This window comes from Mycobacterium sp. NGS22, assembly GCF_059813095.1.
Genome location: NZ_JCALDY010000012.1, coordinates 109,835 through 130,058, shown reverse-complemented (window position 1 = coordinate 130,058; position 20,224 = coordinate 109,835). Strand labels below are relative to the sequence as shown.

The following is a 20,224-nucleotide window of genomic DNA, read 5'->3' as shown; positions in this document are numbered from 1 at the left end:
TGAACTGAGGAATGAATTGACCACTACCGAAGAGATCTCCGCCCTTACCCAAGCGCACCACCCCGACGATTGGACCGAGATCGATTCGGCCGCGGTCGACACGATCCGCGTGCTGGCCGCCGATGCCGTTCAGAAGGTCGGTAACGGGCATCCCGGGACGGCGATGAGCCTGGCTCCGCTGGCCTACACGCTGTTTCAGCGGGCCATGCGGCACGATCCCAGCGACGTCCACTGGCTGGGCCGCGATCGGTTCGTGTTGTCGGCCGGACACAGCAGCCTGACCCTCTACCTGCAGCTTTACCTGGGCGGATTCGGTCTGGAACTCGACGACATCGAGGCGCTGCGCACCTGGAAGTCCAAGACACCGGGGCACCCGGAGTTCCGGCACACCAAGGGCGTGGAGATCACCACCGGCCCCCTCGGCCAGGGGTTGGCCTCCGCGGTCGGCATGGCGATGGCAGCGCGCTACGAGCGCGGCCTGTTCGACCCGGATGCCGAGCCGGGCACCAGCCCGTTCGACCACTTCATCTACGTGATCGCCTCCGACGGCGACATCGAAGAAGGGGTGACCTCGGAAGCCTCGTCGCTGGCCGGAGTCCAGCAGCTGGGCAACCTGATCGTCTTCTACGACCGCAATGAGATCTCCATTGAAGACGACACCAACATCGCGCTCAGCGAGGACACCGCCGCCCGCTACCGCGCCTACGGCTGGCACGTGCAGGAAGTCGAGGGAGGCGAGAACGTCGTCGGCATCGAAGAAGCCATCGCCAACGCCAAGGCCGAGACCGGCCGGCCCTCGTTCATCTCGCTGCGCACCATCATCGGCTTCCCGGCACCCAACCTGATGAACACCGGCAAGGCGCACGGCGCGGCGCTCGGCGACGACGAAGTGGCCGAGGTCAAGAAGATCCTCGGTTTCGACCCGGAGAAGAACTTCGAGGTCCGCGACGAGGTGATCGCCCACACCCGCAAGCTGGTGGACCGCGGCAAGGAAGCCCACGAGAAGTGGCAGACCGACTTCGATTCTTGGGCGGAGCGCGAACCCGAGCGCAAGGCACTCCTGGACCGGCTCACCGCGCAGGAGATGCCCGACGGCTGGGACGACGATCTGCCGCACTGGGATGCCGGTGACGACGAGATCGCCACCCGCAAGGCCTCCAACGAGGTGCTGAACAAGGTCGGACCGAAGCTGCCGGAGTTGTGGGGCGGTTCGGCCGACCTGGCGGGCAGCAACAACACCACCATTGATGGCGCCAAATCGTTTGGGCCGCCGTCGATCTCGACCAAGGACTACGACGCGGACTGGTACGGCCGGACGCTGCACTTCGGTGTCCGCGAGCACGCGATGGGATCGATCCTGTCCGGCATCGTGCTGCACGGGCCGACCCGGGCGTACGGCGGCACGTTCCTGCAGTTCTCCGACTACATGCGCCCGGCGGTGCGACTGGCGTCGCTGATGGACATCGACACCATCTACGTGTGGACGCACGACTCGGTCGGACTGGGTGAGGACGGCCCGACCCACCAGCCGATCGAGCACCTGTCGGCGCTGCGCGCGATCCCGAACCTGTCGGTGGTGCGCCCCGCCGACGCCAACGAGACCGCGTATGCGTGGCGCACCGTGTTGGCTCGGGGCAACGGCAGCGGCCCGGTTGGATTGATACTGACCCGGCAGAACGTCCCGATCCTGGAAGGCACCAGCGCCGACGGGGTCGCCCGGGGCGGTTATGTGGTCGGCGACCCGGGCGACGAGGAACCGGACGTCGTCCTCATCGGCACCGGTTCGGAGGTGCAGCTCGCCGTGGCTGCCCAGAAATTGTTGGCGGACAAGGACATTCTCGCCCGGGTGGTGTCGATGCCGTGTGTGGAGTGGTTCGAGTCCCAGCCGCAGGACTACCGCGACAGCGTGCTGCCGCCGACGGTCTCGGCCCGGGTGGCGGTCGAAGCCGGAGTCGCGCAGTCCTGGCACAAGCTGGTCGGTGACACCGGCAAGATCGTGTCGATCGAGCACTACGGCGAGTCCGCTGACTACAAGACGTTGTTCCGTGAGTACGGCTTCACAGCGGAAGCCGTCGCTGCCGCCGCGGAAGAAGCGCTCGATAACTGAGAAAAGGTGATTGAAGATGACCCAGAATCCAAACCTCGCCGCACTGAGCGACGCAGGGGTGTCGGTGTGGCTGGACGATCTGTCGCGGGACCGGATCAAGTCCGGGAACCTGCAGGAACTGATCGACACCAAGAGTGTCGTCGGGGTGACGACCAACCCGTCCATCTTCCAGAAGGCATTGGCGGACAGCGACACCTACAACGACCAGATCTCCGAACTGGCCGAGCGTGGCGCCGACGTCGACGCCACCATCCGCACCGTGACCACCGACGACGTGCGCAACGCCTGTGACGTGCTGAGGCCGCAGTGGGAGGCCTCTGACGGTGTCGACGGGCGGGTGTCCATCGAGGTGGACCCGAGGCTGGCGCACGAAACCGACAAGACCACCCAGCAGGCGATCGAGTTGTGGAAGATCGTCGACCGGCCCAACCTGCTGATCAAGATTCCGGCCACCGAAGCGGGCATTCCCGCGATCGCCGCGACGCTGGCCGAAGGCATCTCGGTCAACGTGACGCTGATCTTCTCGGTCGAACGCTACCGCGCGGTGATGGGCGCCTACCTGGACGGACTGGAGAAGGCCAGACAGGCCGGCCACGACCTGTCCAAGATCCACTCTGTCGCATCGTTTTTCGTGTCCCGGGTGGACACCGAGGTGGACAAGCGGCTGGAGAAGATCGACTCCGAAGACGCGCGCAAGCTGCTCGGTCAGGCCGCGGTTGCCAACGCGCGGTTGGCCTACGCGGCGTATCAGGAGGTGTTCGAGGGCGGTGACCGGTTCGAGGCACTCAAGTCCGACGGCGCCCGGGTGCAGCGCCCGCTGTGGGCATCGACCGGGGTCAAGAACGAGGACTACTCCGACACGCTTTACGTGACCGAGCTGGTCGCCCCCAAGACGGTGAACACCATGCCGGAGAAGACGATTGACGCCGTCGCCGACCACGGGGAGGTGAAGGGCGACACGGTCACCGGCACCGCCTCCGAAGCGCAGCAGGTGTTCGACAAGCTCGACGAGATCGGGATCGACCTCGACGACGTCTTCGTCGTGCTGGAGAACGAAGGTGTGGAGAAGTTCGAGGATTCCTGGAAGGAACTGCTCGAGGAGACGCAGAAGCAGCTGGACTCCGCCGACAAATGACCCGCTCCGAAGCCGCGCAATGGCAGAACCCGTTGCGCGACAAGCGGGACAAACGGCTCCCCCGCATCGCCGGTCCGTGCGGCATGGTGATCTTCGGGGTCACCGGCGACCTGGCCCGCAAGAAGGTGATGCCGGCGATCTACGACCTGGCCAACCGCGGCCTGCTGCCGCCGACCTTCTCTCTGGTCGGTTTCGCGCGCCGCGAATGGAGCCACCAGGATTTCGGTGACGTCGTGTACAAGGCCGTCAAGGAACACTGTCGCACCCCCTTTCGGCAGGAGAACTGGGACCGCCTTTCCGAGGGATTCCGGTTCGTCCCTGGGACTTTCGACGACGACGACGCCTTCGCCCGCCTGGCCGAGACGCTGGAGAAGCTGGACGCCGATCGGGGCACCGGCGGCAATCACGCGTTCTACCTGGCGATCCCGCCCAAGTCCTTTCCGGTGGTGTGCGATCAACTGCACAAGTCCGGACTGGCCCGCCCGCACGGCGACCAGTGGAGCCGGGTGGTAATCGAGAAGCCGTTCGGCCACGACCTGCAAAGCGCGCAGGACCTCAACAAGTCGGTCAACGCGGTCTTCCCCGAGGAGGCGGTCTTCCGCATCGACCATTACCTCGGCAAGGAGACGGTGCAGAACATCCTGGCGCTGCGCTTCGCCAACCAGTTGTTCGACCCGATCTGGAATGCGCACTATGTCGACCACGTGCAGATCACGATGGCCGAAGACATCGGATTGGGCGGTCGCGCAGGCTATTACGACGGCATCGGCGCGGCCCGCGACGTGATCCAGAATCACCTGATGCAACTGCTCGCGCTGACCGCGATGGAAGAGCCGGTCAGCTTCACCCCGCAGTCGTTGCAGACGGAGAAGATCAAGGTGCTCTCGGCGGTACGGCTGGCCGAACCCCTCGACGAGACCACCAGCCGCGGCCAGTACACCGCCGGGTGGCAGGGCGGGGAACGGGTGGTCGGCCTGCTCGAGGAGGAGGGGTTCGCCAAAGACTCCACCACCGAGACCTTCGCCGCGATCACCCTCGAGGTCGATACCCGCCGCTGGGCGGGGGTGCCGTTCTACCTACGCACCGGAAAGCGCCTGGGCCGCAGAGTCACCGAGATAGCCCTGGTGTTCAAGCGCGCCCCGCATCTGCCGTTCGACGCCACCATGACCGACGAGCTCGGCGCCAACGCCATGGTCATCAGGGTGCAGCCCGACGAGGGCATCACCTTGCGGTTCGGGTCCAAAGTCCCTGACACCGCAATGGAAGTCCGCGACGTCAACATGGACTTCTCCTACGGTTCGGCTTTCGCCGAAGAGTCACCAGAGGCCTACGAGCGGCTCATCCTCGACGTGCTGCTCGGTGAGCCGTCGCTGTTCCCGGTCAACGAAGAGGTCGAATTGGCCTGGCAGATACTCGATCCGGTGCTCGACAACTGGGCAGCCCACGGCAAACCCGATCCTTATGAGGCCGGCACCTGGGGTCCGGAGTCGGCGTTCGAGATGCTGCGCCGCACCGGCCGGGAATGGCGGCGGCCGTGATCCGCGCCGCGACGATGCAGGCACCACCGGCTCGCGGAGGGAAGCGGCGCAGATGATCGTCGACGTACCGGAAACCACCACGACCGCGATCAACAAGAAGCTGGACCAGCTTCGCGAAGAGGCCGGCATCGTCACGATGGGCCGGGTTCTGACACTGATCATCGCGCCCGACAGCGACGCCGTACTGGAAGAGTCCATCCAGGCCGCCAACGACGCCAGCCACGAACACCCGAGCCGGATCATCGTGGCCATGCGCGGAGACCCGTACGCGGACAAGCCACGACTGGACGCCGAGATCCGGGTGGGTCGCGACGCGGGTGCCGGTGAGGTGTTGATCCTGCGTCTGTCCGGTGCGTTGTCCGGTCACGCCGACAGCGTCGTCGTCCCCTTCCTGTTGCCCGACATCCCGGTGGTGGCCTGGTGGCCCGACATCGCCCCGGCAGTGCCGGCTCGAGACCCGTTGGGCAAGTTGGCGATTCGTCGCATCACCGACGCCACCAACGGTGCCGACCCGTTGTCGGCGATCAGGAGCCGGCTGGCCGGATACACCGCCGGGGACACCGATCTGGCGTGGAGCCGCATCACCTACTGGCGAGCGCTGCTGACCTCGGCCGTCGATCTGCCGCCGCACGAACCGATCGAATCGGCGCTGATCTCCGGGTTACGTACCGAACCCGCGCTCGATGTGCTGGCCGGCTGGCTCGCCAGCCGCATCGACGGTCCGGTGCGCCGTGAGGTCGGCGACCTCAAGGTGGAACTGGTGCGTGACAGCGAGACGATCTCGCTCAGCCGCCCGCAGGACGGAACGACCGCAACCCTGAGCCGCACCGCCAAGCCCGACGCACTGGTCCCGTTGCCGCGCAGGGTGACCGGCGAATGTCTGGCCGAAGACCTGCGTCGACTCGACGCCGACGAGATCTATCTGTCGGCACTGGAGGGCATCAAGAAAGTGCAGTACGCATGAGCACCGAAATCCAGACGTTTGCCGACGGCGACAAGCTCGTCGAAGCCGCCGGCGAGCGGCTGATCAAAGTCGTGCAGGACTCGGTAGCGGCGCGCGGTCAGGCCCTGATCGTGCTGACCGGCGGCGGCAACGGGATCGGGCTGCTGCGCTATCTGGCGACCCGGGACGGACAGATCGACTGGTCGAAGGTGCACGTCTTCTGGGGCGACGAGCGCTACGTCGCCGAGGACGACGACGAACGCAACGAGAAACAGGCCCGCGAGGCGCTCCTCGACCACGTCGGGATCCCGGCCAGCCAGGTGCACCCGATGGCCGCCGGCGACGGCGAATTCGGCTCCGACATCGACGCCGCCGCCCTGGCCTACGAGCAGATCCTGGCCGCCAACGCCACCGACGGCGAACCGGCACCCACCTTCGACGTCCACCTGCTGGGAATGGGACCCGAGGGCCACGTCAACTCGCTGTTCCCGGACACTCCGGCGGTGCGCGAGGCCAACCGCATGGTGGTCGCGGTCGAAGACTGCCCCAAGCCGCCGCCGCTGCGAATCACGTTGACGTTGCCCGCAATTCAGCGTTCCCGCGAGGTCTGGCTGATGGTGTCGGGGGAAGGCAAAGCCGACGCGGTGGCGACGGCGATCGGAGGTGCCGAACCGGTGTCGCTGCCGGCCGCCGGGGCCGTCGGTCGCGAGGCCACGCTGTGGCTACTCGACGAGGGCGCCGCGAGCAAACTCTCCCGAGGGTAGGAAGCTGACTGGCCAGCTGGTAATAATGACCAACATGGCAGACAGAAGCGGTGGCCGCCCGCCCGCTAGGCAAAGGGTGAAGACGCTCACCCAAGCGGCGTTGAATGCCGACAAGACTGTAGAGCAGGTGGAGGATGTCCTCGACGGGCTCAGCAGTTCCCTCGAGCAACTCAACACGTCGCTGGAGGCGCTCAACACCACCGTGGAGCGGATGGAAGACGCCCTCAACCATCTGGACCGCACCCTGTCCAGCCTCGACGATCTGGCGAAACGCCTGCTGGGAGTGCTGCAGCCGGTAGAAGCCATTCTCGAGCGGATGGACAACATCGTCAGCTGGGGCGAGACGATGATGACGCCGATCAACGCGACCGAGCACGTGATGCGCGGGGTGCTGGACCGGCTGCGGAATCGAACCGTCCACTAGAACGTGATGATTCTGCGCTGAGTCAACGACTCAAGTCGCAGGCGACAGCACCCTTTATGATCCGGATATGTCTGCAGAAGCGGCTGGGTAGCGATGCGTAGCCACGGGTGGTCAGGCGATACCCCGGCATCTGACGAAGAAGCGATCAGCCGAATCCTCGACGCAGCCGAACAATTGCTCGTCGAACGCGGTCCTTCGCTGCGCATCGCCGATGTGGCGCGAAAACTCGGCGTGACGCGCCAGACCGTGTATCGCTATTTCCCCAATGCCGAACAGCTCATCCTGACCACGTCCATGCGCTCCGGCGACGGATTCCTGGAGCGACTCGCCGCGCGCGTGCGCGGATTGACCGAACCGGTCGACGCGATCGTCGAAGGCATGGCATTCGCCGTGGAGACGCTGGCCGACGACCAGCGGATCAACTTCATCCTGACGAACCGGCCGGGCGGCAAGGTCACCACCTCACTGGCCTCCGACACCGCGTTGACGTTCAGTCGCTCCATGCTGCATAGGTTCGACGTCGATTGGGAGGCACACGGTTTCGACGAAGCGGCGCTGGACGAACTTTCCGAGTTCAGCATCCGCGTGTTGTATTCGTTTCTCACCGAACGTGATTCGCGCGGTCCGGCTGAATTGCGCCGCTTCCTGGCCCGCTGGGTCGGGCCGGCGATCGCCTATCCGCGCCTGGCCGCGGCCGTCGAACCGATCAACACCAAAATGGAAGCTACTGCGCGCCGGGCGCGCCGCCGCACCGCGTCGTGAGCACCTTGTTCAGTCTGACGCGCCGGCTTGAGCCGCCGTTTCAGCCGCTGTTCCGTAGCGCGCTGGCCAAACCGTTCATCGTCAGCAGGATTCCGCGCTGCACGAACTCGTTGTCCTCACCGGAGCGGTAGCGCCGGAGCAATTCCACCTGAAGGTGATTGAGCGGCTCGAGATACGGAAACCGGTTGAACACCGAACGCGCCAGCGCGGCGTTGTCGGCCAACAGGTCGTCCTGGCCGGTGATGCGCTTGTACATCGCGATGGTCCGGCGATGCTCGTCGACGATTTTGTCGAACACCCTGCGCCGCAACGCTTCGTCGTCCACCAACTCCGAATACCGAGCGGCCAGCCCGAGATCGCTCTTGGCCAGCACCTGCGCCATGTTGGACAGCACACTGCTGAAGAACGGCCACCGCTCATACAGTTCGTGCAGCACCGCAAGCCGGTCCTCTTCACTTTCCGGCCCGGCGCCGATCCACTGCTCGAAGGCCGTGCCGGTGCCGTACCAGCCGGGCAGCATCACCCGCGACTGACTCCAGGCCAGTACCCACGGGATGGCGCGGAGGTCGGCGATGGACTCGGTGGGTTTGCGCGAGCTGGGCCGGCTCCCGATGTTCAGCGAACCGATCTCCCCGACCGGCGTGGACGCCTTGAAGTATTCGACGAAACCCTCTGTGTCGTGCACCAATTCGGCGTAGGCCCGCTTCGCCAGGTCGGCTATCTCGTCCATCACCGCGTAGGCGGGCTCGGCGCGGTCACCGAGGCCCTCGACGTCGAGCAGCGTCGACTCCAGGGTCGCGGCCACCAAGCTCTCCAGGTTGCGCCGGGCGGTACGGGGTTCGGCGTATTTTGCCGCGATAACCTCGCCCTGCTCGGTGAGCCGAAGCGACCCGTTCACCGCCCCCGGCGGCTGCGCCAGGATGGCCTGGTAGCTCGGGCCGCCACCGCGGCCCACCGTGCCGCCGCGACCGTGGAAGAGCCGCAACCGGATTCCGTTGTCGCGGGCGGTTTCGACCAACGCCAGCTCGGCACGGTAGACGGCCCAGTTGGCGGCCATGTATCCGCCGTCCTTGTTGGAGTCGGAGTAGCCCAGCATCACCTCCTGCTCGTCGCCGCGGGCCGCCACCATGGCCCGGTAGAGCGGGAGTTCCAGCATCGACTGCAGCACCGACGCGCCGTTGTGCAGGTCGTCGATCGTCTCGAACAGCGGGGAGATACCCACCGGGCAGTACGGTTCGTCACCCGAAGCGTCCAGCAGGCCAACTTCTTTGAGCAGGATCGCCGGCTCCAGCATGTCCGACACCGACCGGCACATGGAGATGACGTAATTGGGAACCGATGCGGGGCCGTAGGTTTGGACGGCGTGCCTGGCGGCGCCGACGATCTCCAGTTCGCTGCGCGCGAGATCGGACAGTTGCGTCCGGTCCCCCACCAAAGGACGCCGGGTGCCCAGTTCGGTCACCAGCAATTCCACCCGCTCTTCTTCCGGGAGCGAGGCGTAGTCGGGGTGCACTCCGGCCCAGGCCAGCAGTTCGGCCACCACCTCCTCGTGCACGTCTGAGTTCTGCCGCAGGTCCAATCCGCTGAGGTGAAATCCGAACACGTGCACGGCTTCTCGCAACAGCGCCAGCCGGTCGTCGGCCAGCACCGCACTGCCGTGGCTGCGCAGCGAAGCATCGACGGTGTCCAGATCGGCACGCAACTCGGCAGGCGCGTCGTAGGCCGGCAGGCCCAGGTCGAGCAGGTGCGGTGGCTCCCGGTCCAAGATCTGGACGGCGGTGGTGCTCAACCGGGAGCGGATCACCCGCAATGCACGCCGGTACGGCTCGTCGTCGCGGGCCTTGTCCTCGCACCCGCCGGCGAGTTCGGCGAGTTCGGGTGTCACCGTGAGCAATCGCGAGGACATCGACAGTTCCTGCTCGAGGTGGTCGAGCTCGGCCAGGTAATGAGCCAGTGCGGTGTAAGCGGCGCTGCCGGTGGCAAGCCGCACCACCTCGCCGGTGACGTTGGGGTTGCCGTCGCGGTCACCGCCGATCCAGGAGCCCGGCCGCAGGATCGGCCCGGACAACAGCTCGGCGTCCGGCCAGCGGGCCCGCAGCGCCGCCCTGACCTCGGCGTTCACCTTCGGGATGACCTCGAAGAACGAGGCCGGGTAGTACCGCAAACCCACGGCGATCTCGTCGCTGATCTGCAACCGGGACAACCGGATGATGGCGGTCTGCCACAGCGTGAGGATCTCGCGGCGCAATTCGAGTTCGATGCTGCGCCCGCTGTCGGTCTCGGTGTGCCCTTCCGCGTGTAGCCGCATCAGCTCGGTGATCCGGTGTTGGGTGACGAAGACGGTGCGCCGGCGGGTCTCGGTGGGATGGGCGGTGATCACCGGAGCCACCAGCGCCCCCCGCAGCGCATCGGCCACCGTCTGCGAATCGAGTTGAGCCTCTTCGAGTTTCAGATAGGTCGCGGCCAGGCTGCTGTCCTGCGGCGGCTCCCCGGCGGCGACGTGGACGCTACGGCGACGTTCGCGGTGGATGTCTTCGGCCACGTTGGCCAACAACGCGAAGTGGGTGAACGCGCGGATCACGGGCAGGGCCTGGTGAATGTCGATGCCGTCGAACATTTGCGACACCTCGGCGCGGTCGATTTCCGAGCGTCGCACCCGGAAGGATTCCACGCGGGCCCGCTCCACGAGGTCGAAGATCTCTTCGCCGTTCTGCTCGCGCACGGTGTCACCGAGGATGGCGCCCAACAGCCTGATGTCGGCGCGCATCGGCTCGGTCGCCTCCCGACCCAACGCGGTCCGATGGACGTCGCCGATCGGCTCTAAAGCGGTGTCTGAGACCTCGACCATGCGTCCAAGTATCGGTGCCGGCTGTCGACTCGGCCATTTGGCGCCGAGTTTAGCCAGCTCGGGCCTGGGTAAAGGACGCCAACCGTCGCTTTGACCCAGTAACCAAAGGAACCAGACATGCTTTCGACCAATGGGCGTCACCCAGCAGGGGCGCTGCGCGCGCGGATCAGCCGCTACCTGCTGATGCTCGTCCTGGTTCTCACCACCGCCGGACTCACTACCGCCACACCCGAGGCTTCCGCCGACGTGTCGTCGGGCGGGCGACCGCACGACGGCATCAAGACGGCACCGAGCCTCGTCGTCGACACCACCCGCGTCGAGCCGGGCGTCGTGCGGATCGATACCAACATCCCGTTCGAACGGGCGACCGGCACCGGCACCGGGATCGTGCTGAGCCCGGACGGCGTCGTGCTGACCAACAACCACGTCATCCGGGGCGCCACGGACATCACGGTGACCAACGTGGGCAACGGGCAGGCCTACGCGGCCGACGTGCTCGGGTACGACCGCAAGAGTGACATCGCCGTCCTGCAACTACGCGGTGCGGCCGGCCTGCCCGTCGCTCCCACCACGGATTCCTCGAGCGTGCGAGTCGGCGACCCGGTGACCGCGGTCGGATTCCCCGAGGGCGGCGGATTGACCCCGGCGGGCGGGGCTGTCCGGGCGCTCGGCCAGAGCATCGTCGCCAACGATCGAACCACCGGCAGCAGCGAGCAACTCAGCGACCTCATCGAGTTCGGCGCCAACGTCCGGCCCGGCAATTCCGGCGGCCCCCTGGTCGACCGGAACGGCCAGGTCGTCGGAATCGTCACCGCCGCCTCGGAGACCTACCAGATGGTCAGCACCGGCGGCTTTGCCATCCCGCTCAATCGCGCGCTGGGGATCGCCGACGCCGTCCGCTCCGGCACCCCTGCCGGGTCGATCCATGTCGGCCCGACGGCCATCCTCGGTGTGGCGGTCAGCAACAGCCGCGGCGGGGGCGTCCCCGTCGAAGGCGTCCTGCGCGGCTCACCCGCCGAGGCGGCGGGCCTGGACGGCGGCGACGTCATCACGGCGATCGACGGCACGCAGGTGCCCGACGCAACCGTCCTCACCGACGTGCTGGACCGGCGTCGTCCCGACGAAACCGTGATGGTCACCTACCTGGACGGCGGGCAGGTCAGTCGCACCGTGCCGGTGACGCTGGTGGTTGGTCCGCCCAACTGAGCCTGGCGGTCGCGGCCCGTCCGGCCACGTTCGGTAGGCTGCCCGTTATGGAGTTGGCCCTGCAGATCACCCTGGTGGTCACCAGCGTGCTGGTCGTGTTGCTGGTGCTGCTGCACCGCGCCAAGGGCGGCGGCCTGTCGACACTGTTCGGTGGCGGAGTGCAGTCCAGTCTGTCCGGGTCGACCGTCGTCGAGAAGAACCTGGACCGGTTGACGCTGTTCATCACCGGAATCTGGCTGGTGTCGATCATCGGCATGGCACTGCTGATCAAATACAAGTGAGCTAGCGGCAGCCTCTCGCCGAGTGTGTTGCCGCTGCGAAAATCAGGCCCCCATTGTCAAGTGGTCAAGACAACATGGCGTGGTGGTGAGCGCCGAGCGTGTCGCTGTTGCGAAATTTCGGCCTGGATTTGGCAGCGGTTACACGTTCGGCGAAGGGGGCCACAGGCAGGTTCGCCGAGTGTGTTGCCGCTGCGAAAATCAGGGCCGGGTATTCGCAGTAGCGGCACGTTCGCGGCGCGGCCGCTCAGCGTCCGAACAATTCGTCGGCGGGCATCGGCCTGGCGAAGTGCCAGCCTTGCGCGGCGTCGCAGCCGAAGGCCCGCAACCGGGCGGCCTGACTGGCGGTCTCGACTTGCTCTGCGGTGACGCTGAGGCCCAGCGTGTGAGCCAGGTCGATCATCGCCCGGGTGATCTGCTCGTCGGCCAGCCTGCCGTGGATGTTGCCACCGATGTTCTTGATGAACTCACCGGCCAGCTTGACCACGTCCACGGGCAGGTTGCGCAGGTAGGCCAGGCTGGAGAAGCCGGTGCCGAAGTCGTCGATGGCGATCGCCACGCCCATCGCCGACAGCTGCTGCAACCGCGTCACCGACGTCTCGTCTTTGCCGAGGATCGCATTCTCGGTCAGTTCCAGCTGCAACGCGTGTGACGGCAGCCCGCTGTCCTGCACGGCATTCTTGACGACCGAGATGAAGCCGGCAGCGCAGATGCTGCGGACGGAGACGTTGACACTGACGAACGGCAACGGGTCGGCGGTGACGCCCGCATGCCAGGCACGCAGGTCGCGGCAGGCTTGTTCGACGACGAACGTGGTGAGCGGCACGATCATCCCGTTCCGCTCGGCCAGATTGATGAATCGCTCGGGAAGCAGCGTGCCCAACGTGGGGTGCGCCCACCGCAGCAGGGCCTCGGCGCCGATGATGGAGTTGTCGGACAGCCGCACGATCGGCTGGTACAGGAGGAAGAACTCACCGCGGTCCAGCGCCTTGTAGATCGGGGTGTTGTCGTGGTCGCGGTCATACAGCGCCCATCGGTTGCGGCCGGCTTGCTTGGCCCGCGCCAGCGTGATGTCGGCTCCCTTCATCAGGTCGACCTGGGACATCTCGGAGACTTCCTGCTCCATGACGCCCACGCTGGCGGAGATGTTGATCAGGTGCCCGTCGATGTCGAAGGGCGACTCCAGGACCCGCAGCACCGAGTCGGCCAGCTCGGTGACCTCGTTGGTGCCACTGGGTTCTGGTACGAAGAACACGAATTCGTCGCCGCCCAGCCGCGCGACCATCTGTTCAGATCGCTGCAGGCACAACGAAAGTCGGTCGGCGACCTTGACCAGGACCTTGTCGCCGATGTCGTGGCCCAGGGTGTCGTTGACATCCTTGAAACAGTCCAGGTCGATATAGCAGATCCCGACCCGCGAATGCGGATTGTCGAACGCCGCACCGAGACGCTCGAAGAACTGCACCCGGTTCGGCAGGCCGGTCAGCGGATCGAAGAGAGCCTGGTGGCGCAGTTGCTGTTCGAGCTGGTGACGATCGGTGACGTCCTCGAACATCGCCACGGTGTGGATGGGGACGCCGTTGGCGTCCCGGACCAGCGAGACGTTGACGCTGTTCCATATGGTGTGTCGTCGCGATGCAGGTGCGGTTTCTCCAGGCTGACCCGGTCGACGTCACCGCGCATCAACGCCGCGTACTGCTGCCAGGTCTCCGAGGTGTCGTCCGGGTGGTTGAGGTCGGTGATGTGCAGTTTGACGAATTCTTCGACCTCGTAACCGAACATGCGGGCAAATGCGGTGTTGACCACCAGGATCTTGCCGGCCATGTCGGAGAGGCCGACCCCGATTCCGGTCTGCGCGAACACGGCGCGCAGCAGCTCGGCATCGCGGCCACTCGCGCGTCCGGTGAGCATCGACTCGAGCGCGCAGTTTTCGTCAGGCGTCGGCTGGCTGGTTTCGGCGGGCACATCGCCCGCGGAATCTTCGCGCCTGTCGTCGTGGTCGATCATTACCACCGACTCCACCTCCTCCCCCGGGTTGCTACCGAGAAAGCCAGATCAACGCTGCCCGCTGCACAGCTACTTTCTCATGCAACACATAGAAATGGGCGGATTGGGGTAAACAGAATCGACGAGTTCCCGCCACGTTCGCGGGTGACTCCTGTCCGACGTTCGGCTCGCGTTGCGCAGACGTACAATTGCCGCACCTTTTGCGAAAGGTCCGTGGCGCGTAGCGGTTCAACAATCGGTGGATGAAGTCAGCGAAGGAATGACCTCGCAATGAAACATGTGATGCGTCTGCGGGATGCAGGGCAACAAGCTGTCAGAGGACACGCGTTCTTCGACTGGCTGACCAGCGATCGGGTCCCAGCCCAGGACCGGTTGTCCATCGGTCCAGCGGGCGCACTGTTCATCATGCAGTTCCGGGACATGAACCGGTGGGTGCTGCGGTTCCCCGAGCCGCACACCGAATACGAATGGGTGATCAATCTCGGCACCCTGGAAGACGAGAAGCATTCCAAGATGTTTCTCGAGGATTGGCGCAAGCTCGAATTGGACGCACGCTTGGGCTGGCGCACCAGCGACACGCTGTGGTGGTTGTTTCTGTCTCCGGATCAGGAACCGTTCCGCCGCAGTGGAATCGAGTTCATCAGGCTGGTCGTCGACGACGGTGACGATGCGTTGATCCGGTTCGGGCACTCCGAGGCCGGAGAAGCGACGGGTCACGTCATGCTCAGCAATACGGCCCGGGTCGCGGCCACGCTGTCGAGCAAAACCGGACTGGAATACCGCTATTTCGGCCCGTACCACCTGGATTTGGAGTCGGGGCACGTCGGGAATACCGAAGGCATCTTCGAAACGGTCTCGCTGGACCCTGCACGCCGCGAGCGTGCGGCCGAGGCCTGCCAGCGCATGTTCGGCATCTTCGACGACATCTTCGACGGATTCCTGCATTACGCGAACGCCTACCTCGACAACGGCACCGTCCCGCGTCGTCCGGAACTGCCCGCACTGGCCCGCGACGACTGGACAGCACCCGCGCTGGTCGTCGCCCCCCGTGACGACCGCGACGCCGAGCTGGTGTCCTACATCGAAGAGCACAAGAACAAATTGCGCGCGCACCCGTTCTACGACTGGCTGCGCAGCGACCAACACGGTCCCGCGGACAAACTTCGTCAATTCATCCCGATGTGGGTGATGGACATCCTCGGCTACCGCGACTTGACCAAATACGCGATGACGTTCGACGAACCGTCGTCCGCCGCGCAGCATGAGGTCAACGCGTGGGCTTCGCGACTTTCCGAGCACAGCCAGCTCTTCTTGTCGGACTGGGATGCGCTCGGACTCGACGACCTACTCGACCACACCGCCAGTGACGCGCTGGAGTGGCTGTTCTTCGATCCGGACATGGACGTGCACCGGCAGAACATGATCGAGTTCGCCAAAATCGCTCTGCAACAAGAAGATCCGGTACTGCGTTGGTGGATGCTGGTGGCGCTGGAATCGACCGGCGAAGAATTCTTCGCCCAGACGCGCCCGCTGGCGTTGGCGGCGGAAAGCGAGACCGGCGGCCGGTTGGACTATCTGGCCGGCCGGCATGACCCGCCGACCGGATCGGACGGGGACAGTGTCGTCATCAGCGCGCCCGGGCCGCTCACCAGCGAGCAGTTGCAGCTCGCGAAATCCATTGCGGACCACGTGTTCGACTCGATGCAGCGCCAATTGTGGCGATCGCACGCCATAGTCCGGGCCGGGAAATACGGCAGGCTGACCGCGCACCGGTAGGGCGGGTCCCGCTGCCGTCAGGGCAGCGGGGTCAGGGCAGCGGGCCCCCGGCCGCGATCGCCGCCAGCGTGGCGAACTGCTCGCCGTCCAGCGACGCCCCACCCACCAGGCCGCCGTCGATGTCCTGTTGCGCGACAAGGTCACCCACGTTCTTGGCGTTCACCGAACCGCCGTAGAGCACCCGCACCACCTCGGCGATCTCCGGTGAAGCGATCTTTCCCAGCTCCTCGCGGATCGCCGCACACACCTCTTGGGCGTCGGCCGAGCTGGCCACCCGCCCGGTGCCGATCGCCCAGACCGGCTCGTAGGCGATCACGACCTTCTCGATCTGCTCGTTCGACAACCCGGCCAACGAGCCGCGGAGCTGTTCGACGTTGTGCGACACGTGATTTCCGGCCTCGCGGACCTCGAGGTGCTCGCCGATGCAGACGATCGGGGTCAGTTCGTGCTTGAGCGCGGCGGCGGCCTTGGCGGCCACCAACGCGTCGTCTTCGTCGTGATAGGTGCGCCGCTCGGAGTGTCCGACGACGACGAACGTGCAGCCCAGCTTGGCCAGGAAGGCCCCGCTGATCTCCCCGGTGTAGGCACCGGAGTCGTGTTGCGACAAGTCCTGCGCCCCGTAGGTGAGGCGTAGTTTGTCGCCGTCGACCAGGGTCTGCACACTGCGCAGATCGGTGAACGGTGGGATCACGGTGACGTCGACCTTGTCGAAGTACTTGTCCGGCAACGCGAATGCGATCTTCTGGACCAGCGCGATCGCCTCGAAGTGATTGAGGTTCATCTTCCAGTTGCCGGCGATCAGCGGCTTGCGACTCACTACTGTTTGCCCTTCTTAGTCTTGCTCGGGCTGGGCCTGACCCAGCACCTCGATGCCCGGAAGTGTCTTGCCCTCGAGATATTCCAGCGACGCGCCCCCGCCGGTGGAGATGTGCGAGAAGTCGTCCTCGGCAATGCCCAGCGCGCGGACCGCCGCTGCGGAGTCGCCGCCGCCGACGACGCTGAACGCGCCTTTGCCGGTCGCCGCGACGATCGCTTCGGCAACTCCGCGCGTGCCTTCCGCGTAGGCCGGGAACTCGAACACCCCCATCGGGCCGTTCCAGAAGACGGTCTGCGCGTTGGACAGTAGCGTGGTGAACCTCTTCACCGAACCGGGTCCGATGTCCAGGCCGATCAGGTCGTCGGGAATTTCGTTGGCGGCCACGGTCTGCGGCGGCGAATCGGCGTCGAACTTCTCGGTGGCCACGATGTCCACCGGCAGTCGCAGCACGTCGTGGTAGGTCTCCAACAACTTGCTGCAGGTGTCGACCATCTCCTCTTCGAGCAGCGATTTGCCGACCGAATAACCTTGTGCGGCAAGGAATGTGAAGCACATCCCGCCGCCGATGACGATGCTGTCGGCTTTGGTCGCCAGCGACTCGATGACACCGAGCTTGTCGGACACCTTCGAGCCGCCCAACACCACGGCGTAGGGCCGCTCAGTGGAACTGGTCAGCTGCTCGAGCACCTTGATCTCGTCGGCGACGAGTTTGCCCGCGTAGTGCGGCAGCAGGGTGGCGACGTCGTACACCGAGGCTTGCTTGCGGTGCACCACACCGAACCCGTCGGAGACGAAAGCCCCTCCGGGACTGACCAATTCGGCGAGTTGTTTAGCCAGCGCCAGGCGTTCGTCGTCGTCCTTGCTGGTCTCACGTTTGTCGAAGCGGATGTTCTCCAGCAGCAGGATGTCGCCGTCGGTCAGACCCTCGGCCCGGGCCAGCGCGTCGGTACCGACGACATCCCCGGCCAGCTGGACGTGCCGACCGAGTTGTTCGCCCAGCGCCTTGGCGACCGGCGCCAGCGAGTATTTGGGGTCCGGCCCGTCCTTGGGCCGGCCGAGGTGCGCGGTGACCACCAGTTTGGCGCCGGCGTCGAGCAACGCCTGCAGCGTGGGCACCGAAGCGGTGATGCGGCCGGGGTCGGTGATGTTGCCGTCATCGTCGAGAGGCACGTTCAGATCGGAGCGCACCAGCACACCGCGACCTGAAACACCTTCGGCGAGAAGGTCTTCGAGGGTCGGGATGCTCACGGCTAGAGCGACTTGCCGACGAGCTCGACCAGGTCGACGAGGCGGTTGGAGTAGCCCCACTCGTTGTCGTACCAGGACACGACCTTGGCTTGGTTGTCGATGACCTTGGTCAGGCCGGAGTCGAAGATCGAGCTGTGCGGGTCGGTGACGATGTCGGAGGACACGATCGGGGCGTCGTAGTACTTCAGGATGCCCTTGAGCGGTCCGTCGGCCGCGGCCTTGAACGCGGCGTTGATCTCGTCGGCGCTGGCCGACTTCGACAGCTCCGCGGTCAGGTCGGTGACCGATCCGGTCGGGATCGGCACCCGCAGTGCATACCCGTCCAGCTTGCCCTTCAACTCCGGCAGCACCAGGCCGATGGCCTTAGCCGCTCCGGTGGAGGTGGGCACGATGTTGAGCGCGGCGGCCCGGGCGCGGCGCAGGTCCTTGTGCGGGCCGTCCTGCAGGTTCTGGTCCTGGGTGTAGGCGTGGATGGTGGTCATCAGGCCCTTGACGATGCCGAATTCGTCGTTGAGCACCTTGGCCACCGGTCCCAGGCAGTTGGTGGTGCACGAGGCGTTGGAGATGATGTTCTGGCTGCCGTCGTATTTGTCGTCGTTGACGCCCAGAACGATGGTGATGTCCTCATCGGTGGCCGGCGCGGAGATGATCACCTTCTTGGCCCCGGCGTCCAGGTGACCCTTGGCCTTGGCGGCGTTGGTGAAAATACCGGTGGACTCGACGACGACGTCGACACCCAGGTCACCCCACGGCAGCGCGGACGGACCCTCCTTGACGGCCAGGGCCTTGATCTTGTGGTCGCCGACGACGATGGTGTCGTCGCCGTCGAGGCTGACGTCGGCAGGCAGGCGGCCCAGGATCGAGTCGAACTTCAGCAGATGCGCCAGCGTGGCGTTGTCGGTGAGGTCGTTGACGGCCACCACCTCGACGTCGGCTTTGCCCTGCTCCTGCTGGGTCAAAAGGGCGCGGTAGAAGTTGCGTCCGATTCGACCAAACCCATTGATGCCTACTCGGACCGTCACGGTGTCTCTCCTCGTCTTCTTTCGTGTCCGCTGATAAGCGCTCGTGGCCAGCCTAGATCAGTGCAACCGGGGTCGCTGGGGCCGGTAAGACTGCCGGCTCACCTACCCGGCGCGCGACTGGCGCCGTTTCGGCGGCATTCATCTCCAATCCTGGCGATGCTGTCGGTGGGAGGCGGCGCGGATTTGACGGCGTCCGCGCCATTCTCTTTGCAGACTGTCCCGGGGCTGAATCCGAGCGAACGTCACCATTTGGAAACGGCGCGGCGCGGTGTGTCATGTGTTGAACAACGGCGGCTGACAATTGGGCCGGTCGTTCGGAGACTTCGGCTATGCGGTTCTGCGGGACCACGAGGAAATATGTGAGCACGGATAAAGGAGTTGGCGTTGATGACGATCTTTGATCGATTCAACATCAAAGTTATTGCTGTCGGCGCCGGGTTGTGCGGGGCCGCCCTCTCGCTGAGCCCGGCCGCGGCCGCGGTCCCGCTGAAAACAGGCGGCTACGGATGCATCCAGGGCATGGCGGGCACAGCCGACGGCGCGGCGCTTGCCGGTGCCGGCGGGGCCGCGGCGTGCTGTGCATACGGCGGTGCGGGAGCAGCGGGTGGGCCCGCAGCCGCAGGCGGCCCGGCCGCGGGTGGCGCGGTTCCCGGTGGTGCACCAGCACCGGCCGGCGGCCCGGCACCGGGTGGCGGCCCGGCACCGGCCGGCGCCACGCCCACCGGTGTGTGCGGTCCTGCCAGTGCTCCCATCACCGGCATGGCCGGTGTTCCGGTGGTCGTGCCTGGTCCCGGCGGTGCGGTGGTGCCCATAGGTGGCCCCATCCCGGTGGGCGCACCCGTCCCGGTCGGCGCACCCGTGCCGGTCGGCGCACCCGTGCCCGTGGGCGCCCCGGTTCCGGTGGGCGCACCCGTCCCGGTGGGCGCCCCGGTTCCGGTGGGCGCACCTGTCGCCCCGGTTATCCCGGCGGGTACCCCGTTGATCGCCCTGGGTCCGGAGGGTGGAGCGGCAACCGCGCCGATCACCGACATGTCCAGGACCGGCAAGGGCGACCCGAGCCGTCCGGCGCCGACTGGTGGACCGGTGCCCGGTCAGCCTTTATCGCCCGGACCTAACGGCTGACATAAATCCGCCGTTTTTGCACCAGGCGCAGAAATTGCCGTCGCGGCATATTCGCGCGCCGAAGCGTGCGCTGAAGAAATGCGCATCCGGAAATGCAGCGCAATACCGCGATTGATCACATTACCGTCGCAATTGCGCGTCAATTCGGCGGGCTTACAATAGCGATGCTGGTTGGCCGAACCGTTCGAAAAGCGCGCACCCCGTGTTTTTCGACCGAAGATTAGTTA

The 20,224-nt window shown here is 65.8% G+C and carries 17 protein-coding genes and 1 pseudogene; 11 read left to right on the top strand and 7 right to left on the bottom strand.

What is annotated here, in order from left to right; all coding sequences use genetic code 11:
- The first annotated feature begins 16 nt into the window (after positions 1 to 16).
- The 7 genes from tkt to AC5Y47_RS13755 all read left to right on the top strand — a co-directional run bounded on the left by tkt (position 17) and on the right by AC5Y47_RS13755 (position 7,673).
- Complete coding sequence (gene tkt, locus AC5Y47_RS13785; protein WP_499944539.1) at positions 17 to 2,107, top strand: transketolase; 2,091 nt, start codon at positions 17 to 19, stop codon at positions 2,105 to 2,107.
- 16 nt (positions 2,108 to 2,123) lie between these two features.
- Entirely contained in the window at positions 2,124 to 3,242 is a 1,119-nt protein-coding gene (tal, locus tag AC5Y47_RS13780; protein ID WP_499944538.1) for a transaldolase, read from the top strand.
- Positions 3,239 to 4,780, top strand: a complete 1,542-nt coding sequence (zwf, locus tag AC5Y47_RS13775; RefSeq protein WP_499944537.1) for a glucose-6-phosphate dehydrogenase — start codon at positions 3,239 to 3,241, stop codon at positions 4,778 to 4,780. The genes tal and zwf overlap by 4 nt, the downstream gene beginning before the upstream one ends.
- Before the next feature lie 52 nt (positions 4,781 to 4,832).
- On the top strand, positions 4,833 to 5,744 hold the full coding sequence (gene opcA / locus AC5Y47_RS13770; protein WP_499944536.1) for a glucose-6-phosphate dehydrogenase assembly protein OpcA: 912 nt from the start codon (positions 4,833 to 4,835) through the stop codon (positions 5,742 to 5,744).
- The gene (pgl, locus tag AC5Y47_RS13765) at positions 5,741 to 6,487 is read left to right on the top strand and encodes a 6-phosphogluconolactonase (RefSeq protein WP_499944535.1); all 747 of its coding nucleotides are present in this window, start codon (positions 5,741 to 5,743) and stop codon (positions 6,485 to 6,487) included. The genes opcA and pgl overlap by 4 nt, the downstream gene beginning before the upstream one ends.
- 25 nt (positions 6,488 to 6,512) lie before the next feature.
- Positions 6,513 to 6,911: a plant Invertase/pectin methylesterase inhibitor family protein gene (locus tag AC5Y47_RS13760; protein WP_499944534.1), complete on the top strand. Its 399-nt coding sequence runs from the start codon at positions 6,513 to 6,515 to the stop codon at positions 6,909 to 6,911.
- 93 nt (positions 6,912 to 7,004) lie between these two features.
- The gene (locus tag AC5Y47_RS13755) at positions 7,005 to 7,673 is read left to right on the top strand and encodes a TetR/AcrR family transcriptional regulator (protein ID WP_499944533.1); all 669 of its coding nucleotides are present in this window, start codon (positions 7,005 to 7,007) and stop codon (positions 7,671 to 7,673) included.
- A gap of 40 nt (positions 7,674 to 7,713) precedes the next feature.
- Here the strand turns inward: AC5Y47_RS13755 and ppc are convergent, their stop codons facing one another.
- Positions 7,714 to 10,521, bottom strand: coding sequence for a phosphoenolpyruvate carboxylase (gene ppc / locus AC5Y47_RS13750; RefSeq protein WP_499944532.1), 2,808 nt, complete (start codon positions 10,519 to 10,521; stop codon positions 7,714 to 7,716).
- 117 nt (positions 10,522 to 10,638) lie between these two features.
- On the opposite strand from ppc, the gene AC5Y47_RS13745 reads away from it, so the two are divergent.
- On the top strand, positions 10,639 to 11,727 hold the full coding sequence (locus AC5Y47_RS13745; RefSeq protein ID WP_499944531.1) for a S1C family serine protease: 1,089 nt from the start codon (positions 10,639 to 10,641) through the stop codon (positions 11,725 to 11,727).
- Between the two features lie 47 nt (positions 11,728 to 11,774).
- On the top strand, positions 11,775 to 12,008 hold the full coding sequence (gene secG / locus AC5Y47_RS13740) for a preprotein translocase subunit SecG (protein WP_499944530.1): 234 nt from the start codon (positions 11,775 to 11,777) through the stop codon (positions 12,006 to 12,008).
- A gap of 244 nt (positions 12,009 to 12,252) precedes the next feature.
- Here secG and AC5Y47_RS13735 read toward each other — a convergent pair whose 3' ends face one another.
- From AC5Y47_RS13735 to AC5Y47_RS13725, 3 genes and pseudogenes are all read right to left on the bottom strand, one after another.
- Positions 12,253 to 13,110: a putative bifunctional diguanylate cyclase/phosphodiesterase gene (locus AC5Y47_RS13735; protein ID WP_499944607.1), complete on the bottom strand. Its 858-nt coding sequence runs from the start codon at positions 13,108 to 13,110 to the stop codon at positions 12,253 to 12,255.
- A pseudogene (locus tag AC5Y47_RS13730) lies at positions 13,093 to 13,560 on the bottom strand (diguanylate cyclase domain-containing protein); the annotation flags it as partial. The gene AC5Y47_RS13735 and the pseudogene AC5Y47_RS13730, both read right to left, overlap by 18 nt.
- The gene (locus AC5Y47_RS13725) at positions 13,488 to 14,012 is read right to left on the bottom strand and encodes a PAS domain S-box protein (protein ID WP_499944606.1); all 525 of its coding nucleotides are present in this window, start codon (positions 14,010 to 14,012) and stop codon (positions 13,488 to 13,490) included. The pseudogene AC5Y47_RS13730 and the gene AC5Y47_RS13725, both read right to left, overlap by 73 nt.
- A 270-nt stretch (positions 14,013 to 14,282) precedes the next feature.
- Between AC5Y47_RS13725 and AC5Y47_RS13720 the strand changes: the two genes are divergently transcribed.
- On the top strand, positions 14,283 to 15,788 hold the full coding sequence (locus tag AC5Y47_RS13720; protein ID WP_499944529.1) for a hypothetical protein: 1,506 nt from the start codon (positions 14,283 to 14,285) through the stop codon (positions 15,786 to 15,788).
- Positions 15,789 to 15,819: 31 nt separating this feature from the next.
- Here AC5Y47_RS13720 and tpiA read toward each other — a convergent pair whose 3' ends face one another.
- The 3 genes from tpiA to gap are packed head-to-tail and all read right to left on the bottom strand — an operon-like array spanning position 15,820 to position 18,875.
- Complete coding sequence (tpiA, locus tag AC5Y47_RS13715) at positions 15,820 to 16,605, bottom strand: triose-phosphate isomerase (RefSeq protein ID WP_499944528.1); 786 nt, start codon at positions 16,603 to 16,605, stop codon at positions 15,820 to 15,822.
- Between the two features lie 15 nt (positions 16,606 to 16,620).
- Complete coding sequence (locus AC5Y47_RS13710; protein WP_499944527.1) at positions 16,621 to 17,853, bottom strand: phosphoglycerate kinase; 1,233 nt, start codon at positions 17,851 to 17,853, stop codon at positions 16,621 to 16,623.
- 2 nt (positions 17,854 to 17,855) lie between these two features.
- Positions 17,856 to 18,875 (bottom strand): type I glyceraldehyde-3-phosphate dehydrogenase, encoded by a 1,020-nt coding sequence (gene gap / locus AC5Y47_RS13705; RefSeq protein WP_499944526.1) that lies wholly within the window; start codon positions 18,873 to 18,875, stop codon positions 17,856 to 17,858.
- Between the two features lie 387 nt (positions 18,876 to 19,262).
- On the opposite strand from gap, the gene AC5Y47_RS13700 reads away from it, so the two are divergent.
- The gene (locus AC5Y47_RS13700; protein WP_499944525.1) at positions 19,263 to 19,997 is read left to right on the top strand and encodes a beta-xylosidase; all 735 of its coding nucleotides are present in this window, start codon (positions 19,263 to 19,265) and stop codon (positions 19,995 to 19,997) included.
- The last annotated feature ends 227 nt before the right edge of the window (positions 19,998 to 20,224 follow it).